Below are 22118 nucleotides of genomic sequence, written 5' to 3' on the forward strand. Positions count from 1 at the left end.
AAAAAAAGGTACATATTCAAAGATAAAACCGAATAAACAAGACCAATTAGATATTATTAAAGCAATTAAAACACTAAATAATTTAAGACAATATAATTTTAGCCAAGGGGTTGTTGTTAGAAATAAAAAAATAATTTCTATAGAAGGTAAGGGTGGGACTAAAAAAATGCTTGAAAAAAGCAGAAGTAAAAAATTTAGAAATAATGGTGTTTTAGTTAAGTTTCCAAAAAAGAAACAAGATTTAAGAGTAGATCTTCCAACAATTGGGTTGAAAACGATTAAACAAAGTAAAGCTGCTGGATTGAAAGGAATTGTAATTAAAAACAAACACCATGTCTTTTTAGATAAAAGCAAATGTATTAAATTTGTTGATAAAAATAAGATGTTCATCTCTGTTAAATGAAAAAGATTTTTATATTAACTGGCGAACTTTCAGGAGATAAACTTGCCTCTAAAGTTATATCCAAACTTAAAAAAGATAATCCTAATATTAAATATTCATGTGTTGGCGGAACACACTTAAATTCATTAGGAATAAAATCTATTTTTGATCTTAAAGAAATTACCTACATTGGTTTCACAAGCGTTTTATTTAATATTTTTAAAATTAGGAACAAAATAAATAAAACTGTCGAGGAGATAATAAAATTTGATCCAGATATTTTATTTAGTGTAGATAGCCCCGATTTCACATTAAGAGTTGCTGAAAACGTTAAAAAAATAAACAGTAAGATCAAGACCGTTCATTATGTAGCTCCGCAAGTATGGGTATGGAGAGAGGGTAGAGTAAAAAAGTTTAAAAAATTTTTAGATCATATTTTATTATTATTTGATTTTGAAAAAAAATATTTTGATAAGGAAGATATTCCTAATACTTTTGTAGGTCATCCATTATTAGAAAAAGTATCAAAATACAAAATAGACCTGTCTAATATTATATCAAATGATAAAAAAATTATCTCTCTTTTTTCTGGTAGTAGATCATCCGAAGTAAATTTACTTTTGCCTATTTTAATTGATTTCATTAATATGATGAATAAAAAATTTGACAATTTCTCGTTTGTTTTTCATGCCACTGATGAGAATAAAAGTTTAATAAATGAAAAAATTAATAACTCAAATTTAGAAAATGTATCAGTTATTTCTGATGAAAAAATAAAAGATCATATACTTAATAAATCTATATTTGCGGTTTCTAAATCCGGAACTGTTTCACTTGAAATTTGTAATGCAAAAGTTCCCTCTATAATTATCTATAAAATGAATTTTTTAAACTTTTTAATTGTTAAAATGTTGGTAAAAATAAAATTTGCTAACATCATTAACATTATCAATAATAAAGAAATCATTCCCGAATTAATCCAGAAAGAGTGTAATTCTAAAGAAATTTATAATTCAGTTATCTATTTTTTAAAAAATCCAGAATTAATGAAAAAACAAATTAATGATTGTGAGGAAACTTTAGCTAAAATCAGATCAAAAACTTCATCTACTGATGAAGCTTCTTCAGTATTAACTAATTTTCTTACTAGTTAATCTTTTTCTTACTTCATCTTTTCCAAGAGAAATAATTATGTCATATATGCCAGGGCCAAATTTAGAACCTGTTAAAGCTATTCTTAAAGGCTGCCCAACACCTTTAAAATTCGTATCATTTGATTTAATCAATTCATTTACTATTGGTTCTAATGTTTCTTTGTTAAGTTTATCAACACTACCTAATTGTGCATTGAAATCAGAAATGACTTTTTTGGCCTTGTCATCAATTAACTTAATATCATCTTGATTAAAATTAACCTCATCTACCATTATATATTGACCATTATTAAATATATCTTCCAAGGTTTTAGCTTTATTTTTAAGGAAGATCAGGGACTCTTTAATCTTGTCTTTTTTATCAGATTGAATTTCACTTTTATATAATTTGCAATACTCGGTAAGTTGATCAAACAAATCATTTTCGTCAATATTCTTAATATAATGTTCATTCATTGATAAAATTCTGTTCATATCTAGTTTTGAAGGAGATTTACCAATTCCTTCTAGATTGAAAAGTTTAATACTTTCGTCTAGAGTAAATATTTCCTTGTCTTTATAAGACCATCCTAATCTCAAAAGATAATTTCTTAAAGCATCTGGCATGATACCAATTTTAGAATAATCATCTAATGTTGAGGCCTTATCTCTTTTTGAGAGTTTCTTTCCTTCAATTGTATGAATTAAAGGTATATGTGCAAATGAAGGCATCTCCCATTTCATTGCTTGATAAATTTGTATTTGTTTAAAGGTATTTATTTTATGGTCATCACCTCTAATTATATGTGTCACATTCATATGATGGTCATCTACAGATGCAGATAAGTTATATGTTGGAGTCCCATCATTTCTTAAAATGATAAAATCTTCTATAGTATTGTTATCAATCTCAACATCGCCTTGAACTAAATCTTTTAATAAAGACGTACCATCTATCTTACTTTTAAATCTTATAACTGGTTGAATATTCTTTGGAGCATTTGCTTCACTCTTATCTCTCCATTTTCTATCATAGATATAAGGGATTTTTTTTTGCTTAGCTCTTTTTTTTTGCTCCTCTATTTCTTCGCTTGAACAATAACATTTATACGCTTGACCATTCTTAAGTAATTCATTTGCAATTTTTACGTGGTCCTTAATTTTATTTGATTGTATATATTCTTTTTCATCATAGTTGATGCCAATCCATTTGAGCGATTTTATTATTTGGTTTTTATACTCTTCTTTTGATCTTTCTTTATCTGTATCCTCAACTCTTAAATAGAATTTACCATTTTGATTTTTGGAATATAACCAATTAAATAGCGCAGTTCTAACCCCACCTATATGCAAAGGCCCAGTAGGAGAGGGAGCAAATCTAGTTGCTACTTTTTTCATTATAATTGTTTATTATATTTAATTAGAAACTTCTATATAAAGATACTAGAACACCTTGAACTTTTACTCTATCAGGTCCGAAAATTTTAGTTTCGTAATTTTTATTAGCACTTTCAAGCGCTACAGTTTTACCTTTTTTTCGAATTCTTTTTAACATTGCCTCATGATCATCAATAAGAGCAACAACTATTTTTCCATTATCAGCTGTATCGGTCTTTTTAATAACAACCGTATCTCCATCATTAATACCTGCTTCAATCATAGAGTCACCTTGAACTTTTAATCCAAAATATTCACCTTTTTTTTCAATATTTTCAGGAAGTGGAATTCTAGAAACCTCATTTTGTATCGCTTCTACAGGAGTTCCAGCAGCAATTTTACCTAATACAGGTATTTCTACTCCATCAATTTCCTGCTCACTGTCTAAGCCACCTTTTATTACACTTGGTGAGAAGCTATTATAAATATCATTAGCAGAAGCTGTTTCAGGTAATTTTATTACTTCTAAAGCTCTTGCTTTATGGGCCAGTCTTTTGATAAATCCTCTTTCCTCTAAAGCACTAATTAGTCTATGAATTCCAGATTTGGATTTAAGATTAAGTGAAGCTTTCATTTCTTCATAAGAAGGAGATACACCAGAGCTTCTCAACTTCTTGTTGATAAATAAAAGCAAGTTTTTTTGTTTTTTCGTTAGCATAAGAACAAATATCGTACAGAATCTGTTCTACAAAAGTTCTCTATAATTAACAATAGTAAAAAAAGTAACAAAAATGGGGATTAATTGACTAAAGAACTGAAAAAATAGAATTATTATTTAAATTTTTTAAAAGTGATTCACCGATTAAAAAAGTTTTGATAGAGGTCTTTTTCGACAAATCCAAAAGCTCATCTTTTGTTTTAATTCCACTTTCAGAAATTAGTGGGCCTGGGTGACCTTTGAGAACATTATGAATATCAAAAGTTGTATTTATGTCAGTTTTTAAAGTTTTTAGATTTCTATTATTGATTCCTATTAAAGCATTTTTAAATTTTAGAGCCTCTTTAGCTTCATCGACAGTATGAACCTCAACTATAACTGACATATTTAATTTAGATGCCTCTTCATACAATTCATTTGCAAGGTTTTCACTTACTCCAGCTAATATAATTAATATTGCATCTGCACCAAAACTTTTGGATAATGGCACTTGAAATTTATCCACAAAAAAATCCTTACAAAGAATTGGTAGGTTTATTTTTTCTTTGATTTTTTTTATGTGAGTCAGGTTTCCTAAAAAAAAATCTTCTTCAGTTAAAACTGATAAACATGTAGCTTTATTTTCATTATATATATTGGCTATTTTAACAGGATCATAGTCTTTTATAAGTATACCAGCTGAGGGGCTGGCTTTTTTGATTTCAGCAATAATAGAAATTTTATTGTTTTTAATATTATTTTCAATTTTTTCTTTAAAATTAATAAAAGTTTTATTTGATGATATTAATTCCTTCAACGATTCTAAAGAAATAGTTTCTTTTAAACTTTCTATTTTTTCTTTTTTTTTTTTAATTATTTTTTCAAGAACGTTATCAGGCATTTTGAATTTTTTCTAAATGTTTAATAACTTTTTTTGATAAAATATGTTCTCGTGAATGATTATATGCATCAGCAAAACTTTGATAGGTCTCATTTACAATTGCACCCGCAGCAGCATTTAAACATACAGCTTTAGAAAAATCATTATCCTCTCCTTTAAATATATTAATCATTTTATCTGCATTAAATTTAGCATCATCACCAATAAGATTTTCAAACTTATGTGCATTTATACCTAGTTCTTTTGGATCAATAATAATTTCAGAAATTTCACTGTTTTTAAGTTGAATTACATTTGTTTTAGCATATGGTGAAATTTCATCTAAACCATCTTCACTATTAACAATCCATGCAAATTTAATATCTAAATTATTTAAAGCATTTGCAAATATCTTTAAAAGTTTTTTATCAAAAACACCAACAACCTGCCTTTTCACTAGGGCAGGACTACTTAAAGGCCCAATCATATTAAATATAGTTCTTTTTCCAATTTTTTTTCTGATTGGACCAACAAATCTCATAGCACTATGATAGTTAGGCGCAAACATAAAACCAAAATTATTTTTTTTTATTTGATCTTCAATATCATTCGGTTCTAAATTTATTTTGATATTCAAAGCCTCTAACACATCACCAGATCCACATTTTGATGAGACAGCTTTATTGCCGTGTTTTGCAACTTTTATACCCATGCTTGCTAGTAACAAAGCAGAGGCAGTGGATATATTTAGCGTGTTCATACCATCTCCACCAGTTCCACATGTATCAACACAACCTTCTACAGTTACCCTTTTGGACTTATTTCTAAGCACAAAAACTCCACCGGCTATTTCGTCTGAAGACTCACCTTTCTCAGATAATGATGTTAAAAAATCAAATATTTCCTGATCATTTGCTTTTCCTTCCATTAATATCTCAAAAGCAGCTTTACTTTCATCAAAGGTCAGACTTTGTTTCTTTTTAATTTTATCGATATATTTTTTCACTAATTTTTATATTTTATAAAGTTTTTTAAAATTTTTAATCCTAATTTAGTTTTAATACTTTCAGGGTGAAATTGCACTCCATGAACGTTATATTTTTTATGCTGAATTCCCATAATTAATCCATCCGTGGTTTGAGCAGTAATTTCAAGGTCTTTTGAAAGTGTTTTTTTATCAATTATTAAACTATGATATCTTGTTGCCTCAAAATTTTTTGGTAAGTTTTTTAATATTCCTGTTTTTTTTGAAATAATTTTACTTGTTTTACCATGCATTAATTTTTTTGCTTGAACTACTTTTGAACCGAACACTTGTCCAATTATTTGATGACCTAAACAAACGCCTAAAATAGGAACTTTTTTATGAAGTGATTTAACAATATTTAGACAATTTCCAGATTGATTGGGGTTTCCTGGTCCTGGTGATATTACAATTTTATTGTATTTTTTATTTAAAATTTGCTTTGAGGTAATCTTGTCATTTCTAATTACATCAACGTTTATTTTAAAAGATGATAAATAATGAAACAAATTAAAAGTAAAACTATCGTAATTATCTATTAATACAATTTTCATTATCTTAAAGCATTAATTAGGGCTTTAGCTTTATTTACAGTTTCCTCATATTCTTTTAAAGGCACACTGTCTGCTACTATCCCAGCGCCAGCTTGAACGTAAAACTTTTTATTTTTTACCATTGCAGTCCTAAGTGCTATACAAGTATCAAATTCTCCATTAGCAGAAAAATAACCTATACCTCCAGCATAAACTTTTCGTTTTGTTTTTTCTAGCTGATCAATAATTTCCATGGCTCTTATTTTTGGTGCACCCGAAACTGTTCCAGCAGGAAATCCAGCCAATAATGATTTAAACTTAGAATATTTGTTATTATATACGCCCGTTACATTAGAAACTATATGCATAACATGTGAATATCTCTCAATAGTAAAGCTCTCTGTGACCTTTACAGTGTTAATTTTTGAAACTTTACCTGCATCATTTCTTCCTAAATCTAATAACATTAAATGTTCTGAAAGTTCCTTTTTATCATTTAGTAAATCTTTTTCATAAAATTTGTCCTGAATATAATTTTTTCCCCTTGGTCTAGTTCCAGCTATGGGCCTTACAGTTATTTTATTGTCTCTTAGTCTGACTAGAATTTCAGGGCTCGCACCGATAATTTGAAAGTCAGGAAAATTAAAAAAAAACATGAAAGGCGAAGGGTTTGTGACCCTTAATTTTTTATATATATCTATGGGATCTTTTGATAATTTGGCTTCAAATCTTTGACTTAAAACAACCTGAAAAATATCACCTATTTTTATAAAGTTTTTAGCTTTCTTCACCATATTTAGAAAACTGCTTTTTGAAGTATTCGATTTTATATTTATTATTGAGCTACTTTTTTTTATATTATTTTTCTTTTTAATATTAAAATTATTATTGTATAGACTATTTAATTCATTTTGAACTTGAGTATATTTTTTTGAAAAATTTGTTATTTTTTCGTCATTAAAAACATTAATAATATAAAATATTTTTTTTTTTAAATTATCATAAATAATCAAAGTTCTTGGTCTTATCAGTCTAACGTCTGGCAATTTTAAATCGTCTTTACAAGTATTAGGTATTTTTTCAATATATCTAATTGAATCATAAGAAAAATATCCTGAAATTAAAGATGATATTGGTGGCAAATTTGAGGGAGTTTTAAATTTAAAATCTTCTATTATTTTCTCTATTATTTTTTCAGGATTTCCTTTAATTTTAATTTTTTTTTTATCCTTTATCAAATAACTAGCATTATTATTGAACTCCCAAATTTTATCAGGGTTCCTACCAAATATTGTATATCTGCCTTTTATTCTTCCTTTTTCAACTGACTCAAATATAAAACTATTTTTTTCTACCAAAAAATCGTCAATTAATTTAATAATCTCATGATCATTTTTTACTTTTTTAATTTTATATAATACTTGATTTTTTTTAGCACTATAATCCCGCTTAAATTTTGAATAGCTTTGCATTATTTTATCTAAAATAATTTTTTACTCTTTCTAATGTTTGCTCATTTATTTTAATTTTGTACTTTTCATTTAAATAAAAATCATAAGCAGTTAGAATTTCCTTATTTATGTTGCTAGCAGATAATTTTTGATAATCGTTAATTTTATCACCTGAAAATGATGAGTTATCAATTATCTCTCTTAAAATTTTAACTAAATATATATTTTTATCTTCATCCGATGCCATAGTAAAACTTTTGATTGGCATGTTATAAATGATTTTAATTGAGTCAATTTGGAATGTTTTATTATCTCTCGATGAATTCAATAATAATTTTTTGATTTTTGATTTATCTGAATTTACAATTTTATTAAAGTCAGCATCTGTGAATTTTTTTTCATTAATTTTTTGTAGTAATTCAATATTGTGATTAATTCTTTTTTCTTGATATATTTTATCCTTAACGGTCTTAATAAAACTATCATTATTTCTATCTGGTAATTTTTTGACTATATTTTCTATCTCATAAAGCAAATAGAACTCATTCATATCAATAATATCAATTTGGCTCTTACTTGATAAATCTAATATTTTATTATCAATATTTGTTAATTCACTACTAATATTTACATTTTCTTTACTCTTTTTTTCTAGTTTATATTCTAAAACAATCTGATTTAATGAATTTCCAGTTAATATTTTATTCTCTATTTCATCAATTTTATCAAAAAATATTTGGTTGTATTCTTCAGAGCCTATTAAATCTGCAGGTGTTAATTTTACATAAGAATAATTAATAAATTCTTGCTTTAAATTATTTTCATTTTTATCAATATATTTATTTACATCATTATTTTTTATACTATCTTTTGATCCATATATTTCTTTTAGGTCAATATATTCAATCTCAATTTTTTTTGTTTCATTTTCGTAAAGTTTCTTTGTTAAAAATAATGGTGAGTAAATACCACCAGAAATAAAATTAAATAAATTATTTTGTAATTCTCTCTCTTTAAGTCTTCTTTCAAAAGTAGGAGCATCAATTTGATTTGTTAAAAGAAATTTTTCATATTTTAGTCTAGAAAAATTATTATTTTCATCAAAAAAGTTAGGATTTTTTTTTATTATATTAGCTAAATTTTTTTCAGTAATATTTATATCTAACTCATTGATTTGAATTTCCAAAATTTTTTTAGATATTAATTCTGACAATAACTCCTCAACTATTTCATTATCTAAATTTTCTCTAATTGCCTCTTGATTTATATTTAAATTATTAATGTGTTCGATAAATTCTTGAGTAGATATATTGATGTTATCAATTTTAGCTAAAGAATTCGTATTTCCACTGCTAAATACACCTCCCATGCCCCAAAAAACAAAAGGGATTATAACTATAAATAATAATATTTTTGCAAATATTGTTTTTGAAAAATTTCTAATACTGTTAAGCATAATTTTTTTAATTTATTGAACTATAAAAGACAAAGCTATAGATTATAAGTATCAATATGACAAATAAAATAAGATATTTTATAGCAAACTGGAAAATGTATGGCGATTTAGGTTCATTAAAAAGTATTAAAAACGTTATAAAATTTTCAAGGCTTAGTAAAAGTAAAAAATTTAAGATTATTTATTGTCCTCCATACACACTCTTGAGTGATTTTGTTGATACTTTAAAAAAATCCTCAATAGAAACTGGAGCTCAAAATATTCATGAGAATTATGATTTTGGAGCTCATACAGGCTTTATTAATTCAAAAATGTTAAAAAATTTAGGTGTAAAATATGTAATTATAGGACATTCAGAAAATAGAACATTAGGCGAGGACCATAAGCAAATAAATAAAAAAATCTTATCAGCAATTAAAAGTAAATTGAACGTAATATTCTGTATTGGTGAAACATCCTTTCAAAGAAAAAATAAAAAAACAAATATAATCTTAAAAAAGCAAATTATGAATGGCTTAAAAGGTATTGGTAAAAAATGTAAGATTATAGTTGCTTATGAACCAGTATGGTCAATAGGGACAGGTGTTGTACCAAATAACCTTGAACTAGAAAAAAATATTAAATTTATTAAATCAATAATAAGTAAAAAATTTAATAATTATAAAATTTTATATGGTGGATCGGTGAGTCCAAATAATATTAAAAAATTAAATATGATTGATTTATTAGATGGATATTTAATTGGTGGTGCATCCCAAAGCTCAAAAAACTTATTGATATAATAAAAAAAACCTTTAATTAGTCATCATGGAAAATATTTTGTTAATACTAAATATAATCTTAGCAATTATATTAGTAATCTTAGTTTTGTTTCAAAAATCAGAAGGTGGTGCTCTTGGTATTGGAGTTTCTCAAGATAATTTTATGTTTTCAAGAACCGCAGGGGATTTTCTAACAAAAGCTACAGGAATCGTTGCAACGTTATTTATTATATGCAGCTTAAGTTTGACCATAGTATCAAGAGGGGATTTGATATCAGAAACTTCAGTAATTGATGCTGTAGAAGAAACTGAAGATACCCCTAAAATTCCAGATAATAACAATTAATCCTTTTCATTTATTGATTTAGTCGCTATAAGATACTTCCATGGCGCGATATATATTTGTCACTGGCGGCGTGGTCTCATCACTTGGTAAAGGATTATCATCAGCTTCGCTAGCTTATTTACTTCAGTCAAGAGGTTATAAAGTAAGATTACGAAAGTTAGACCCCTATCTAAATGTAGATCCTGGCACAATGAGTCCGTTTCAACATGGGGAAGTTTTTGTAACTGATGATGGTGCAGAAACAGATCTTGATTTGGGTCATTACGAAAGATTCACAGGTATATCGGCAAAACAATCTGATAATATAACCACTGGAAGAATTTATAGTGATATTATTCAAAGAGAAAGAAAAGGTGGTTATTTAGGTAAGACTGTACAAGTAATACCACATGTCACTGATAGAATAAAAGAATTTATAAAGAAAGATGTTAGCTCTGAAGATTTTATAATCTGCGAGATAGGAGGTACAGTAGGTGACATTGAAAGCTTACCATTTTTGGAAGCAATAAGACAATTTTCAAATGACCATGGAAAAAAAAATACACTGTTCATCCACTTAACTTTAGTACCATATATGAGAGCTTCAGATGAAATTAAAACAAAACCAACGCAACATTCTGTCAAAGAACTAAGAACAATTGGTATTCAGCCTGATATAATTATTTGTAGATCAGAACAGCCTTTACCATTTGATCAAAGAAAAAAAATATCATTATTTTGTAATGTTCCTTTTGAAAATGTTATTGAGACAGTCGATGTTAAAACGATTTATGAAGCTCCCATAAGTTTTAATAAAGAGAAACTTGATAAAATTGTTCTTAAATACTTTAAATTAAAATCAAAGAAAAATGTAAACCTCAATCCATGGAAAAAAATTACTAATGTTGTTTTGAAAACAAAACCTAAAGTAAATATTGGTTTAATAGGTAAATATGTAAATCTTAAGGATGCTTATAAATCACTTGATGAGGCTTTGATACATGGTGGAATAGATAATAACGTGAAGGTGAATTTAATACGAATTGAATCTGATAAATTAAAACCTAATGAAATAAAAGAAAAATTAAAAAATATATCAGGTATACTTATACCAGGTGGTTTTGGGAAAAGAGGCACTGAGGGTAAAATTGAGGCTATAAAATATGCAAGACAAAATAAAATACCATTTTTAGGTATCTGTTATGGAATGCAGATGGCCGTCATCGAATATGCAAGAAATGTATTGAAAATAAAGAAAGCTACATCTAGTGAATTTAGCAAGACAGGAGTGAATGTAATAGGATTAATACATGAATGGAATAGAGATGGTAAAATTTTCAAAGGTTCTAAAAAAGAGCTTGGTGGTACAATGCGACTTGGTCTTTATGAGGCTAAATTAAAAAAAAATTCTCTTATTCAAAAAATTTATAGATCTAATAGTATAAATGAGAGACATAGACATAGATATGAGGTAAATATTGATTATAAAGACAAATTTGAAGATAAAGGTCTAATTTTTTCTGGAATGTCACCGGATCACAAATTACCTGAGATTATAGAGCTAAAAAATCATCCTTGGTTTATTGGTGTTCAATTTCATCCAGAATTTAAATCTAGACCTTTAAACCCACATCCATTATTCTCATCATTTATCAAGGCAGTAAAAATCAAAAATGCAAAATATTAAAGTTAAATGTAATCAAATAGAAATTTCAAATTCTAATAGATTTTGTTTAATAGCAGGACCATGTCAGCTGGAAACAGAACAACATGCATTAGACATGGCAGGTAAAATACAGGAAATCACAAAAAAATTTAACTTAGGATTCATTTATAAAACATCCTTTGATAAAGCCAACAGAACCAGCCTAAAAGGAAAAAGGGGAGCTGGTTTAGAAAAATCATTGCCCGTATTTGATAAAATAAAAAAAGAAATAAACGTGCCTGTTCTCACTGATATTCATAACGAAGAACAATGTAAAATAGTTTCAAATCACATCGATGTTTTGCAAATTCCAGCTTTTTTGTGTAGGCAGACTGACTTGCTCATTGCAGCTGCAAAAACAAATAAAATTATTAATGTTAAAAAAGGACAATTTCTAGCACCTTGGGATATGGTCAATGTAACAAAAAAAATATCAGATTCAGGTAATAATAATATTTTAGTAACCGAAAGAGGAGCAAGTTTTGGATACAATACTTTGGTTTCTGATATGAGATCAATACCTATAATGGCAAAAAATGGTTACCCGGTGATATTTGATGCAACACATTCTGTTCAACAACCAGGTGGAATGGGAGAAAAAAGTGGTGGACAAAGAGAGTTTGTAGAACATCTATCCCGAGCGGCAATTGCAGTTGGTGTAGCAGGTGTTTTTATAGAAACACACCAAGATCCTGACAATGCACCATCTGATGGTCCCAATATGCTTCCACTTAACAAATTAGAAAATCTTATTTCTCAACTTTGTGAAATTGATAATTTAATTAAAAAATAATGAGTAAGATTTCAAAAATTGTTGCAAGACAGGTTTTTGATAGCAGAGGAAATCCAACAATAGAGGCAGAGATATTTTCTGGTAAAAGTAGCGCATCAGCAATTTGCCCCTCTGGCGCATCTACTGGAACATACGAAGCTTTTGAAAAAAGAGATAAGTCCAACAAAAAGTATTTAGGCAAAAGTGTTTTTAAGGCGATAGATTTAATAAATAAAAAAATTTCAAAAAAACTCAAAGGTCAAAATGTTCATAATCAAGAAAGAATTGATAGCATAATGATCAATTTAGATGGTACTAAACAAAAAATTAAAATTGGAGCAAATGCAATTCTAGCAGTATCAATGGCTAACAAAAAATTGTCAGCAAAAATTAAAAATAAACCACTTTACGAGTGTTTTTTAAAAAATAAAAATTTTAGACTTCCATATCCTTTAATGAATATTATTAATGGCGGGGCTCATTCGAATAATGGTTTAAGGATTCAAGAATTTATGATTAGACCAGATGGAGCAAAAAATTTTTCTGATGCAGTAAGAATGTGCTATTTGGTTATACAAAATCTAAAAAAAATAATTAATTCAAAAGGTTTATCTACATCTGTTGGAGACGAGGGTGGATTTGCTCCAATGATAAATAAAAACGAAAATGCTTTAACTTTAATAGTTAATGCTATAAAAAAATCTGGTTTTATCAATGGTAAGCATATTTCAATTTGTTTGGATGTTGCTGCAAATGAATTATATAAAAAAGGTAAGTATTCTATTCACTCGACAAAATTCATTTCTACTAATGAATCTATCAAAAAATATCTACAATTAATCAAAAGGTTTAAAATCAAATCTATAGAAGATCCATTTTCTGAGAATGATTGGTCTTCATGGAATAAAATGATTAAAGCATCAAAAAAAACTCAAATAGTTGGCGATGATTTATACGTAACTAATCTAGAAAGATTAAAAATGGGATTTTTAAATAATTCTTCAAATTCGATACTTGTTAAACTTAATCAAATTGGAACAGTAACTGAAACTTTAGAAGTTATAAAATTTGCAAAAATAATAGGATTTAGCACAATTATTTCTCATCGATCTGGCGATAGTGAAGACACATTTATTGCAGATCTAGCAGTTGGCACCGACTCAAATCAGATAAAGACAGGGTCTTTGTCCCGGTCAGAAAGAGTTGCTAAATATAATCAATTAATTCGAATAGAAGAAAATCTAGGAAAAAAGGCAAAAATGAATAAAATTCATTAATGCTAACAAAAATAAAAAAAAATTACTTTGAAATAATTTCTTTTTTTTTAATAATTTATTTTTTAATTAACTTGTTAGGTGGTCAGAGGGGTCTATTCTCATATTTCGAAAAAAAGGAAACTTTAAAAAAGCTTACAAATGAAGAAACTGTTAAATTATCAAAAATAAAAAGATTAGAATTAGAAAACTCCCTATTAACTGATAATATCGACAAGGATTTTGTCGATCAATTAATACGAGACAAATTAATGCTTGGTAAAAAAGGCGAGAGTACCTATATAATAGTTAACAATGACAATTAGACATCCAGAAAAAGTAAATAAACCTATAAATCCTATTAAAAAAAAACCAAATTGGATAAGGTCTAAGTTATTAAATAGTAAAGAATTTTTTATTACTAAAAGCGTTATAAATCAAAATAATCTAGTAACTGTATGCCAAGAGGCTAATTGTCCAAATATTACCGAGTGCTGGAGTAAAAGACATGCAACATTTATGATTATGGGTGACACTTGCACGAGGGCTTGTGGATTTTGTGATGTTAAAACAGGCAAGCCAGATAAACTAGATCCTTTTGAGCCCTATAAAATATCCAATGCTGTTAAAAAATTAAATCTCAAACATGTTGTGATTACATCAGTTGATAGGGATGATTTACCTGACGGAGGCTCACAACACTTTTTTGAAGTGATTAAAACAACTCAAAAAAATAATCCAAATACCTCTATAGAAGTTTTAACACCAGACTTTCTTAGAAAAGGAGAGGCCTATAAAAAGGTTCTTGAGGCAAACCCTGATGTTTTTAATCATAATATTGAAACAGTTCCTAGTCTCTATAGAAAAGTTAGACCTGGAGCAAGATATTTTGGCTCACTTGAACTTTTAAAAAATTCAAAACAAATAAACAAAAATGTTTTCACCAAATCTGGTTTAATGGTTGGCTTAGGAGAAACAAAAGATGAAATTTTACAAGTCATGGATGATTTAATTTCAGCTGATGTAGATTTTTTAACCATAGGTCAATATTTACAACCATCACCAAAACATTTTCCTTTAGTTAGATATTATCATCCAGATGAATTTAATGAGTTAGATCAACAGGCTAAAGCAAAAGGATTTTTATTGGTATCTTCTTCACCAATGACTAGATCTTCATACCACGCAGATGAGGATTTTAAAGTTTTGCAAAAAAATAGACTCAGAACAAATGCCTCAAGCCTCAGTTAAAAGAATTATTAACTGTAATAAGAAAGATTTGATCGAACTTGTTTTGGATATTGAAAAATATCCTAATTTTATTCCTTATTGTTTAGGTTCAAAAGTATATAGTAAAGAGGATAAGAGTAACGAAATATTAATCGTAGCTGATTTAACTATTGGAAAAGGTCCTTTTAAAGATACATATAAAAGTGATGTAAAGTATTATAAAGATAAAGATTTAATTTTTGTAACTAATATTGATGGTCCTCTTAAACATCTCGAAAATAAATGGAATTTTAAAGAATTTAAAGGACAAACTGAAGTTTCATTTGATGTAGATTTTGAGTTAAAAAATCGTTTTTTAAATATTATTATGACAAAATCTTTTCAATATGGATTAAATAAAATTGCAGACGCATTTGAAAAACAAGCAAATAAAATCTTAGATAATTCCTAATATTAACTCAAAAGCTTTTTTTACCGTAGCTCTTTGAAAAGATTTCCGATTTTTATTCTTAAAAACATACCTATTAATCTTAATTTTATTACCTTTTTTGATACCTATATATACTAACCCTACAGGTTTTTGCTTAGTTCCACCGTTTGGTCCTGCAACTCCAGTTACTGAAATATTAATATTAGCATTAGAAATTTTTGATAAATTGTTCACCATTGAGATACAACACTGATGACTCACTGCACCATATTTTTTAATTATATTTTTATTAACTTTTAAAATTTTAATTTTTGCTTGATTGGAGTATGTCACAATACCTAAATTGAATATTTTTGATGCACCACTAACTGAAGTAATTGAACTAGCTAAAAGTCCACCAGTACATGATTCAGCACACGAAATTTTAATTTTCTTTCTTTTTAAGGTGCGAATTAAATTATTAATATTATTCATATAGTAAAATATATTTTTATTGTCATAAAAAATATTAAAAATAACACAACATATAAACCTGCAACAATGTCATCCATAATCACTCCAAAACTATTTTTAAAATTTTTATCAAAATAACTAACAGGAAAGGGTTTAATTATATCAAAAACTCTAAATGTCATGAACATAATTAAATAAAAATAAAAGGAATCTTCGAAATTTTTTTCTGTTCCATGCGAAATTTCATAAAGATATATTGGTATAGATTGACCAATGAATTCATCAATAACAACTTCTTTTGGATCTTTATTGTTTTTTGATTTTATATAATTTGCAACAGCAATAAACGCATAAATTGTAACAATTATCAAAAAAAATAGGAAAAAGTCTTTAGGAAAATTAAATATATGGAAGTAAAGAAAAAGTATTACTGTTGTTGTAAAAGATGCAATAGTACCAGGAATTTTTTTAAACTTGCCCAATCCAAACATCGTAACGAAGTATTTATTTATTTTTTCAATCATATTTTGCTATCGAAACTATTACCTCACAAGCTATTGCTTGTTCTTTTCCAATTAAACCTAATTTTTCAACAGTTTTACCTTTTAGATTAATTAAATCTCTATTTAAATTCATTAGTCTAGATATAGACTCAACAATTCTGTTCCTATATTTTGAAACTCTCGGTTTTTGACATATTAAATTAATATCCAAATTATTTATGTAAAAATTTGCTTGATCGAGCATTTCTAAAATTGGTTTTAACAACTTTGTAGATCTTATATTTTTATATTTCTTTGTATTTGGAAAATAAGCACCTATATCTTTTTTTCTAATAGAACCTAAAATTGCATCTATAATTGAGTGTAAAATAACATCGCCATCTGAATGACCTGCAAGACCTGAATGATGTGGAATTTTGATACCTCCCAAATAAAGTTTTTTTTTTCTAACTAGTCTATGTATATCAAAACCTAAACCATAAAATATTTTTTGCTCATTTAAATCGTCAACATACGTAATTTTATTATTCTTATTTTCACCAGGAATAAATTTTACTTTATAATTTTGATTTATAAACAAAGTAGCTTCATCGTTAACTTTACTTTTATTATTTTCTGATAATTTTAAAATATTTTTTAACCTAAATGCTTGAGGTGTTTGAGTTTTTAAAATATTTTTTCTTTTTAAATTAAAATAACCTAATTTATTTTTGTATTTAATAGAGTCGGAAGAATTAATAAAAGGTACAACTGCCTGATTTTTTTTTAAGCTTTTAGAAATATTTTTTAACAAATTGATAGAAAAATTTGGTCTTGCAGCATCGTGAATAAATACGTTTTTGGCACCTAATTTTTTAGCGTACTTAATTCCTAAAAATGACGAGTCACTTCTTTCTTTTCCACCCTTTATAATTTTTACCTTATTTTTGAATTTTTTGACGTCAATCATCTTCTTATTTGTTACTAATATAATTTTTTTAAACAATTTTGATTCTATAGCTTTAATAATTGAATGTTCGTATAATGGTTTGTTTTTATAAGAAATAAATTGCTTATGTTTTGAGGATTTAAACCTTTTGCTTTGTCCAGCTGCTAGTAATATAAAACAGTTATTCATAATATATAAAGTAAACTTATTGCATAATGATTAATTTTATCAAAAAAAATATTTTTGTGATTGCTATTTTCACAGTGACTTTATTTGTTGGTTTTTTAACATTTCTAACATTTATTGATAAAAGTTTTATACAACTTAACAACCAAAATCTTCAATATTTATTATTAACCAACATATTTCTTTTAATATTCTTCTTTTTTTCTATTTATTCTGAAATTAAAAAATCAATAAAAAATGATATCGATGCTGAGGGATCCAAATCAAATAAAAAGTATATAACTTTTTTTTCATTGTTTACAATTATTCCCTCAATATTAATTTCAGTTTTTTCCCTATTTCTCTTTTCTTTTGCATTGGAGAAATATTTTGATAAAAAAATTACAACTGTTGTTGATAATTCATATGAACTTGCAAAAAATTATGTTGATGAAGTTAGAGATAAAATTCAATCTGAAGCAGTTTTAATAGCATTTGATGTGAATAAGAGTGCTAAATATCTTTCTACCAACCCAAAAGAATTCAAAAGATTTTTAGCAACACAAAAAATGATAAGAGGTGTTGATGAAATACATATTATTAATAACGAAAGAAAAATAATTTTATCAACTTTAGAAGATTTAAATAGATATAAGCCACCAGCAAATCAAGCACTTAAGCTAGTTTTGGAAGATGATCGGCCTTTAAAAATTATTAATGCTTTTGAAAATAAATCTGCTGCAATAATGAGACTTACTAATTTTGAGGATACTTTTTTATATGTTGTTAAATTTCTTGATGGTGAGATATCAAAATATTTGACTGAGTCTCAAGAAGCAATAAATTTTTATTACACAGTTGAGGAAAAGAGATCTGGAATTCAAATTTCATTTATAATAATTTACATCATAATAGTTTCACTGTTACTGTTTTTATCTGTTAGTATTGCAATTAAGTTTTCATCAAGATTTTTTAGATCAATTAATAACCTGATTACAGCATCTCAAAGTATTGGAGGTGGAAATTTTGACGTAAAAGTTCCTGAAGTTAAAACTGATAAAGATCTTGAGCAGTTAAATAAAAACTTTAACCTTATGACAGAAAGGCTAAAAAACCAACAAGACAAACTACTTCTCAATGAGAGACACGAAGCATGGGAAAATGTAGCTCGAAAATTAGCTCATGAAATCAAAAATCCTTTGACACCTATTCAATTAATAATTGATAGATTGAATTCTAAATTTACAAAATTTTTAGATAGTAAGACCGATAAAAATGAATTTGATAATAACCTTTTAACTATAAATAAACAGATTAAACAAATTGAAAATTTAGTTAATGAATTCTCAGATTTTGCCAGAATGCCAAAACCTATATTTAAAAAAACAGATCTAATTTTAATAATTAATGAAAATATCAATCTAATGAAAGAGCTTGATGAAACGTTAAAAATTAATTTTAACCCAGCAAATCAAAAAGCTAACATCATGTGTGATGCTGAGCAAATAAATAGAGTCTTTATTAATCTTCTAAAAAATTCAATTGAAAGCATTAATGAAAAAAGGTTAAAAAACCCAGATATTATTAAAAAAATTGATATAGAAATTTATGAAAAAGATGATTATATAGAAATTACAATAACAGATAATGGCGTTGGGTTTGATAATAAAAACTTAAAAGATATTTTAAAACCATATTTTACTACAAAAAAAAATGGAACTGGGCTTGGACTACCAATAGTTAATAAAATTATAAATGATCATAACGGAATATTTAATATTCAATCAAATAAAAATGGAGCAAAAATAAATTTAAATATACCCAAAAATGTCAACTGAAATTTTAATTATAGACGATAATCCTGATATAAGAAATATATTAAACGATTTAATTAAAGATGCTGGTTATAAAACAAGAGTTGCTGCTAATTATAATCAGGCACTAATTGAGATTGATAAAAAATTACCAGATGTTGCTATTATAGACGTAAAACTTGATAAGGGTGACAATGATGGAATTGAACTTTTATCACATATTAAAAAAAAGAATAAAGATATACCAGTTATAATTATCTCGGGACATGCTAATATTGAGATGGCAATAAAATCTCTTAAATCTGGCGCTTTTGAATTTATTCAAAAACCTTTTGATCAGGAGAGATTATTAAATTTTGTCAAAAGAGCTGTAGAAAATTATGATCTTAAAAAAGAAAATCAAGAATTGCAGACAAAATTATTTCACTCCTTTGACTTAGTTGGATCTAGCCAGAATATAACAAAAATTAATGAACAAATTAAAAAACTTGCTCTTACCGATAGTAGAATATTTATAAATGGTCCTACTGGATCCGGAAAAGAACTTATCGCTAGAAAAATTCATAAACAATCCAAAAGACGCAATGGTCCTTTTATAATTCTGAATGGTGCTTTATTAGATGTAAAAAAATATGAGCAGGAATTATTTGGTGAAGAAAGAAACGATGGTTCTATTTTGTATGGAGCATTAGAAAAAGCTACCGGTGGTTTATTACTTATAGATGAGGTATCGGAAATACCATTGGAAACTCAATCAAAAATTTTAAGGGTTCTTACCGACCAAAAATTTAAAAGGATCAATGGTAATCATGATATTAAGGTAGATGTTAGAATAATTTGTTCCTCGGCCAAAGATATCAAAATGGAGATTAACAACGGTAATTTTAGAGAAGATTTATTTCACAGATTAAATGTTTTTCAAATTGACATAGAGCCGTTAAACAAAAGGGTACAAGATATTCCATTATTAGTTGAGTATTTTTCAAAAAAAATATCAAATATTTATAATTTGAAAGAATTTCATATCAATCCTGATAATCATTACTTAATTGATTATTCATGGCCAGGCAATGTGCGAGAATTAAGAAATTTGATTGAGAGAATTGCTATATTGGCTCCAGATACATCAGAGAAGGTTTCAAACATTATAAAAGAGTCGCTAAAGGTTCAGTCATACGAAATAGCTAAACCTGAAAAGACTTTGTCGATACCATTAAAAGAGGCGAGGGAAAATTTTGAAAAAGAGTATTTAACAACACAGTTAAAAAAATTTGGTGGAAATGTATCAAAAATGGCTAAGTTTATTGGTATGGAAAGGTCAGCACTCCATAGAAAACTTAAAGGCCTAAATATCAAAGACCTTAATTAATGAATATAATAATTTGTGGCGCTGGAAGAGTGGGTTTTACTATTGCTAAATTATTGAGTGAGCAAAAACATTCAATAACTGTTATTGATCAATCGAGCGAGGATATAGAAAAAATCAAGGATAGTCTTGATGTAAACGCCATAGTTGGAAAAGCTACTTATCCATCAATTCTAGAAAAAGCAAATGCTTCAGATGCAGATATGATAATTGCAGTAACAAGAAATGACGAAATCAATATGTTAATATGTCAAATTGCTTATACAGTATTTAAAATAAATAAAAAAATCGCAAGAATTAGATCACAATACTATTTAGACCCCAAATTTTCGAAAATATATAGTAAAGAAAATTTGCCAATCGATGTGATCATTTCCCCAGAACTTGAAATTGCAAAATCCCTGCAAAGAAAACTAGAGGCACCAGGCGCACTAGATAATATTCCATTTGCAGAAAATAAGATAAGACTTTTAGAAATATTAATAAATACAGATTGCCCAATTCAAGGTATTAAACTCAACGAATTGACTAAAAAATTTCCCGATTTAGAGGCAAATATCTTAGGTGTCATTAGAAATAACAAGTTTGTTATTTTAAAAAAAAATGATGTTATGCAAATAAATGACAAGGCTTATGTAATAATAAACTCGTCTCAAATGGCAAAAACATTAATTGCTTTTGGTCATAACGAAAAAATTTCAAATAAAATATTAATAATCGGTGGAGGTAATATAGGATTTAATCTAGCCAAAAATATAGAAAAATCGTTTGAGTCTGCTCGAATAAAAATTATAGAAAAAGATAAAACTCGAGCTGAATTTATAGCAAATGAATTAAACAACACAATTATAATTAATGGTAATGGTTTGGATGAAGATGTTTTATCAGAAGCTAATCTTGAAGAAGTCGAAACTGTTTTAGCTCTTACAAATGACGATGAGGATAATTTAATGGTAAGTGTTCTTGTTGAGAAATTTGCTAAAGAAAAAAGAACAATGGCTTTAATAAATAAACCTAATTATACGTTATTACAATCGTCTTTAAAAATAAATGACCTTGTAGATCCAAGGATGAGTACGGTTTCAAGTATTTTAAAACATGTTCATAAAGGTACCATAGAGACAGCATACAGTATTCTAAATGGTGAATATGAAGTTATAGAAGCTGAGATTATTGAAACTTCAGAGTTAATAAATAAAGAACTTAAAAATGCAAATCTTCCAGAAGAAATTAGAATAGGAGCTATACTAAGAGGTAAAGATATTATTATACCAAGATCAAACTTTATTTTTCAAAAGGATGATACAGTAGTTTTTTTAGCAAAAAATGATCAAATACAAACAGTAGAAAACATGTTTCGTATCAGTGCAATTTAAATACTGATGTATCAATTCAATATTTATTACTTAAGATTTTTTACAACAATAATTTCTATATTATGTTTTTTTAATATTTTATATTCTTATTATTTTAATTTATA

The 22118-nt window shown here is 26.9% G+C and carries 23 protein-coding genes; 13 read left to right on the forward strand and 10 right to left on the reverse strand.

The features are described from left to right. Positions 1-64 precede the first annotated feature (64 nt). Both AMN73_RS04560 and lpxB read left to right on the forward strand, forming a co-directional pair. Entirely contained in the window at positions 65-403 is a 339-nt protein-coding gene (locus tag AMN73_RS04560) for an LpxI family protein (protein ID WP_256997826.1), read from the forward strand. Beyond that, positions 400-1536, forward strand: a complete 1137-nt coding sequence (gene lpxB / locus AMN73_RS01620) for a lipid-A-disaccharide synthase (protein WP_075534554.1) — start codon at positions 400-402, stop codon at positions 1534-1536. Before AMN73_RS04560 ends, lpxB begins: the two co-directional genes overlap by 4 nt. Here the strand turns inward: lpxB and gltX are convergent. The 7 genes from gltX to AMN73_RS01655 form a co-directional block, all read right to left on the reverse strand. Then, a complete protein-coding gene (gene gltX, locus AMN73_RS01625; protein WP_075534555.1) occupies positions 1513-2913 on the reverse strand; it encodes a glutamate--tRNA ligase in 1401 nt (466 codons plus the stop codon). The genes lpxB and gltX overlap by 24 nt on opposite strands. Positions 2914-2935: 22 nt before the next feature. After that, on the reverse strand, positions 2936-3610 hold the full coding sequence (gene lexA, locus AMN73_RS01630; RefSeq protein ID WP_075534556.1) for a transcriptional repressor LexA: 675 nt from the start codon (positions 3608-3610) through the stop codon (positions 2936-2938). An 88-nt stretch (positions 3611-3698) separates the two neighbouring features. Beyond that, positions 3699-4490 (reverse strand): indole-3-glycerol phosphate synthase TrpC, encoded by a 792-nt coding sequence (locus AMN73_RS01635; protein WP_075534557.1) that lies wholly within the window; start codon positions 4488-4490, stop codon positions 3699-3701. Next, complete coding sequence (gene trpD / locus AMN73_RS01640; RefSeq protein ID WP_075534558.1) at positions 4483-5475, reverse strand: anthranilate phosphoribosyltransferase; 993 nt, start codon at positions 5473-5475, stop codon at positions 4483-4485. The genes AMN73_RS01635 and trpD overlap by 8 nt, the downstream gene beginning before the upstream one ends. After that, entirely contained in the window at positions 5475-6047 is a 573-nt protein-coding gene (locus tag AMN73_RS01645; protein WP_075534559.1) for an anthranilate synthase component II, read from the reverse strand. The genes trpD and AMN73_RS01645 overlap by 1 nt, the downstream gene beginning before the upstream one ends. Continuing rightward, entirely contained in the window at positions 6047-7498 is a 1452-nt protein-coding gene (gene trpE / locus AMN73_RS01650) for an anthranilate synthase component I (RefSeq protein ID WP_075534560.1), read from the reverse strand. Before trpE ends, AMN73_RS01645 begins: the two co-directional genes overlap by 1 nt. A 4-nt stretch (positions 7499-7502) precedes the next feature. After that, positions 7503-8933 carry a SurA N-terminal domain-containing protein gene (locus AMN73_RS01655; protein ID WP_075534561.1) on the reverse strand — a complete coding sequence of 477 codons (1431 nt, stop codon included), beginning with the start codon at positions 8931-8933 and terminating at the stop codon, positions 7503-7505. Between the two features lie 56 nt (positions 8934-8989). Between AMN73_RS01655 and tpiA the strand changes: the two genes are divergently transcribed. The 8 genes from tpiA to AMN73_RS01695 are packed head-to-tail and all read left to right on the forward strand — an operon-like array spanning position 8990 to position 15430. Next, entirely contained in the window at positions 8990-9715 is a 726-nt protein-coding gene (gene tpiA, locus AMN73_RS01660; protein ID WP_082254570.1) for a triose-phosphate isomerase, read from the forward strand. Between the two features lie 25 nt (positions 9716-9740). Then, positions 9741-10040, forward strand: a complete 300-nt coding sequence (gene secG, locus AMN73_RS01665) for a preprotein translocase subunit SecG (protein ID WP_075534562.1) — start codon at positions 9741-9743, stop codon at positions 10038-10040. 40 nt (positions 10041-10080) lie between these two features. Further along, on the forward strand, positions 10081-11706 hold the full coding sequence (locus tag AMN73_RS01670; RefSeq protein WP_075534563.1) for a CTP synthase: 1626 nt from the start codon (positions 10081-10083) through the stop codon (positions 11704-11706). After that, positions 11693-12517: a 3-deoxy-8-phosphooctulonate synthase gene (gene kdsA, locus AMN73_RS01675; protein WP_075534564.1), complete on the forward strand. Its 825-nt coding sequence runs from the start codon at positions 11693-11695 to the stop codon at positions 12515-12517. Before AMN73_RS01670 ends, kdsA begins: the two co-directional genes overlap by 14 nt. After that, on the forward strand, positions 12517-13773 hold the full coding sequence (gene eno / locus AMN73_RS01680; protein ID WP_075534565.1) for a phosphopyruvate hydratase: 1257 nt from the start codon (positions 12517-12519) through the stop codon (positions 13771-13773). Before kdsA ends, eno begins: the two co-directional genes overlap by 1 nt. Further along, the gene (locus AMN73_RS01685; protein ID WP_075534566.1) at positions 13773-14075 is read left to right on the forward strand and encodes an FtsB family cell division protein; all 303 of its coding nucleotides are present in this window, start codon (positions 13773-13775) and stop codon (positions 14073-14075) included. Before eno ends, AMN73_RS01685 begins: the two co-directional genes overlap by 1 nt. Next, a complete protein-coding gene (gene lipA, locus AMN73_RS01690; protein ID WP_075534567.1) occupies positions 14065-15000 on the forward strand; it encodes a lipoyl synthase in 936 nt (311 codons plus the stop codon). Before AMN73_RS01685 ends, lipA begins: the two co-directional genes overlap by 11 nt. Continuing rightward, positions 14981-15430, forward strand: a complete 450-nt coding sequence (locus tag AMN73_RS01695; RefSeq protein ID WP_075534568.1) for a type II toxin-antitoxin system RatA family toxin — start codon at positions 14981-14983, stop codon at positions 15428-15430. The genes lipA and AMN73_RS01695 overlap by 20 nt, the downstream gene beginning before the upstream one ends. Here the strand turns inward: AMN73_RS01695 and AMN73_RS01700 are convergent. From AMN73_RS01700 to ispF, 3 genes are read right to left on the reverse strand one after another with little or no spacing between them, the layout of a single operon-like run. Then, positions 15416-15883 carry a CinA family protein gene (locus AMN73_RS01700; protein ID WP_179850069.1) on the reverse strand — a complete coding sequence of 156 codons (468 nt, stop codon included), beginning with the start codon at positions 15881-15883 and terminating at the stop codon, positions 15416-15418. The genes AMN73_RS01695 and AMN73_RS01700 overlap by 15 nt on opposite strands. Beyond that, positions 15880-16386 (reverse strand): phosphatidylglycerophosphatase A family protein, encoded by a 507-nt coding sequence (locus AMN73_RS01705; RefSeq protein ID WP_075534570.1) that lies wholly within the window; start codon positions 16384-16386, stop codon positions 15880-15882. The genes AMN73_RS01700 and AMN73_RS01705 overlap by 4 nt, the downstream gene beginning before the upstream one ends. Next, positions 16379-17482 carry a 2-C-methyl-D-erythritol 2,4-cyclodiphosphate synthase gene (ispF, locus tag AMN73_RS01710; protein ID WP_075534571.1) on the reverse strand — a complete coding sequence of 368 codons (1104 nt, stop codon included), beginning with the start codon at positions 17480-17482 and terminating at the stop codon, positions 16379-16381. The genes AMN73_RS01705 and ispF overlap by 8 nt, the downstream gene beginning before the upstream one ends. Positions 17483-17508: 26 nt before the next feature. Here ispF and AMN73_RS01715 point away from each other — a divergent pair, with 26 nt between their 5' ends. Genes AMN73_RS01715 through trkA form a run of 3 tightly spaced genes read left to right on the forward strand, consistent with a single transcriptional unit; the run spans position 17509 to position 22014 of the window. After that, the gene (locus tag AMN73_RS01715; RefSeq protein WP_075534572.1) at positions 17509-19296 is read left to right on the forward strand and encodes a sensor histidine kinase NtrY-like; all 1788 of its coding nucleotides are present in this window, start codon (positions 17509-17511) and stop codon (positions 19294-19296) included. Continuing rightward, entirely contained in the window at positions 19286-20641 is a 1356-nt protein-coding gene (locus AMN73_RS01720; protein WP_075534573.1) for a sigma-54-dependent transcriptional regulator, read from the forward strand. The genes AMN73_RS01715 and AMN73_RS01720 overlap by 11 nt, the downstream gene beginning before the upstream one ends. Continuing rightward, positions 20641-22014, forward strand: a complete 1374-nt coding sequence (trkA, locus tag AMN73_RS01725; protein WP_075534574.1) for a Trk system potassium transporter TrkA — start codon at positions 20641-20643, stop codon at positions 22012-22014. The genes AMN73_RS01720 and trkA overlap by 1 nt, the downstream gene beginning before the upstream one ends. Positions 22015-22118 lie beyond the last annotated feature (104 nt).

It is taken from the genome of Candidatus Pelagibacter communis, assembly GCF_001179965.1.
In the GTDB taxonomy this organism is placed as follows: domain Bacteria; phylum Pseudomonadota; class Alphaproteobacteria; order Pelagibacterales; family Pelagibacteraceae; genus Pelagibacter.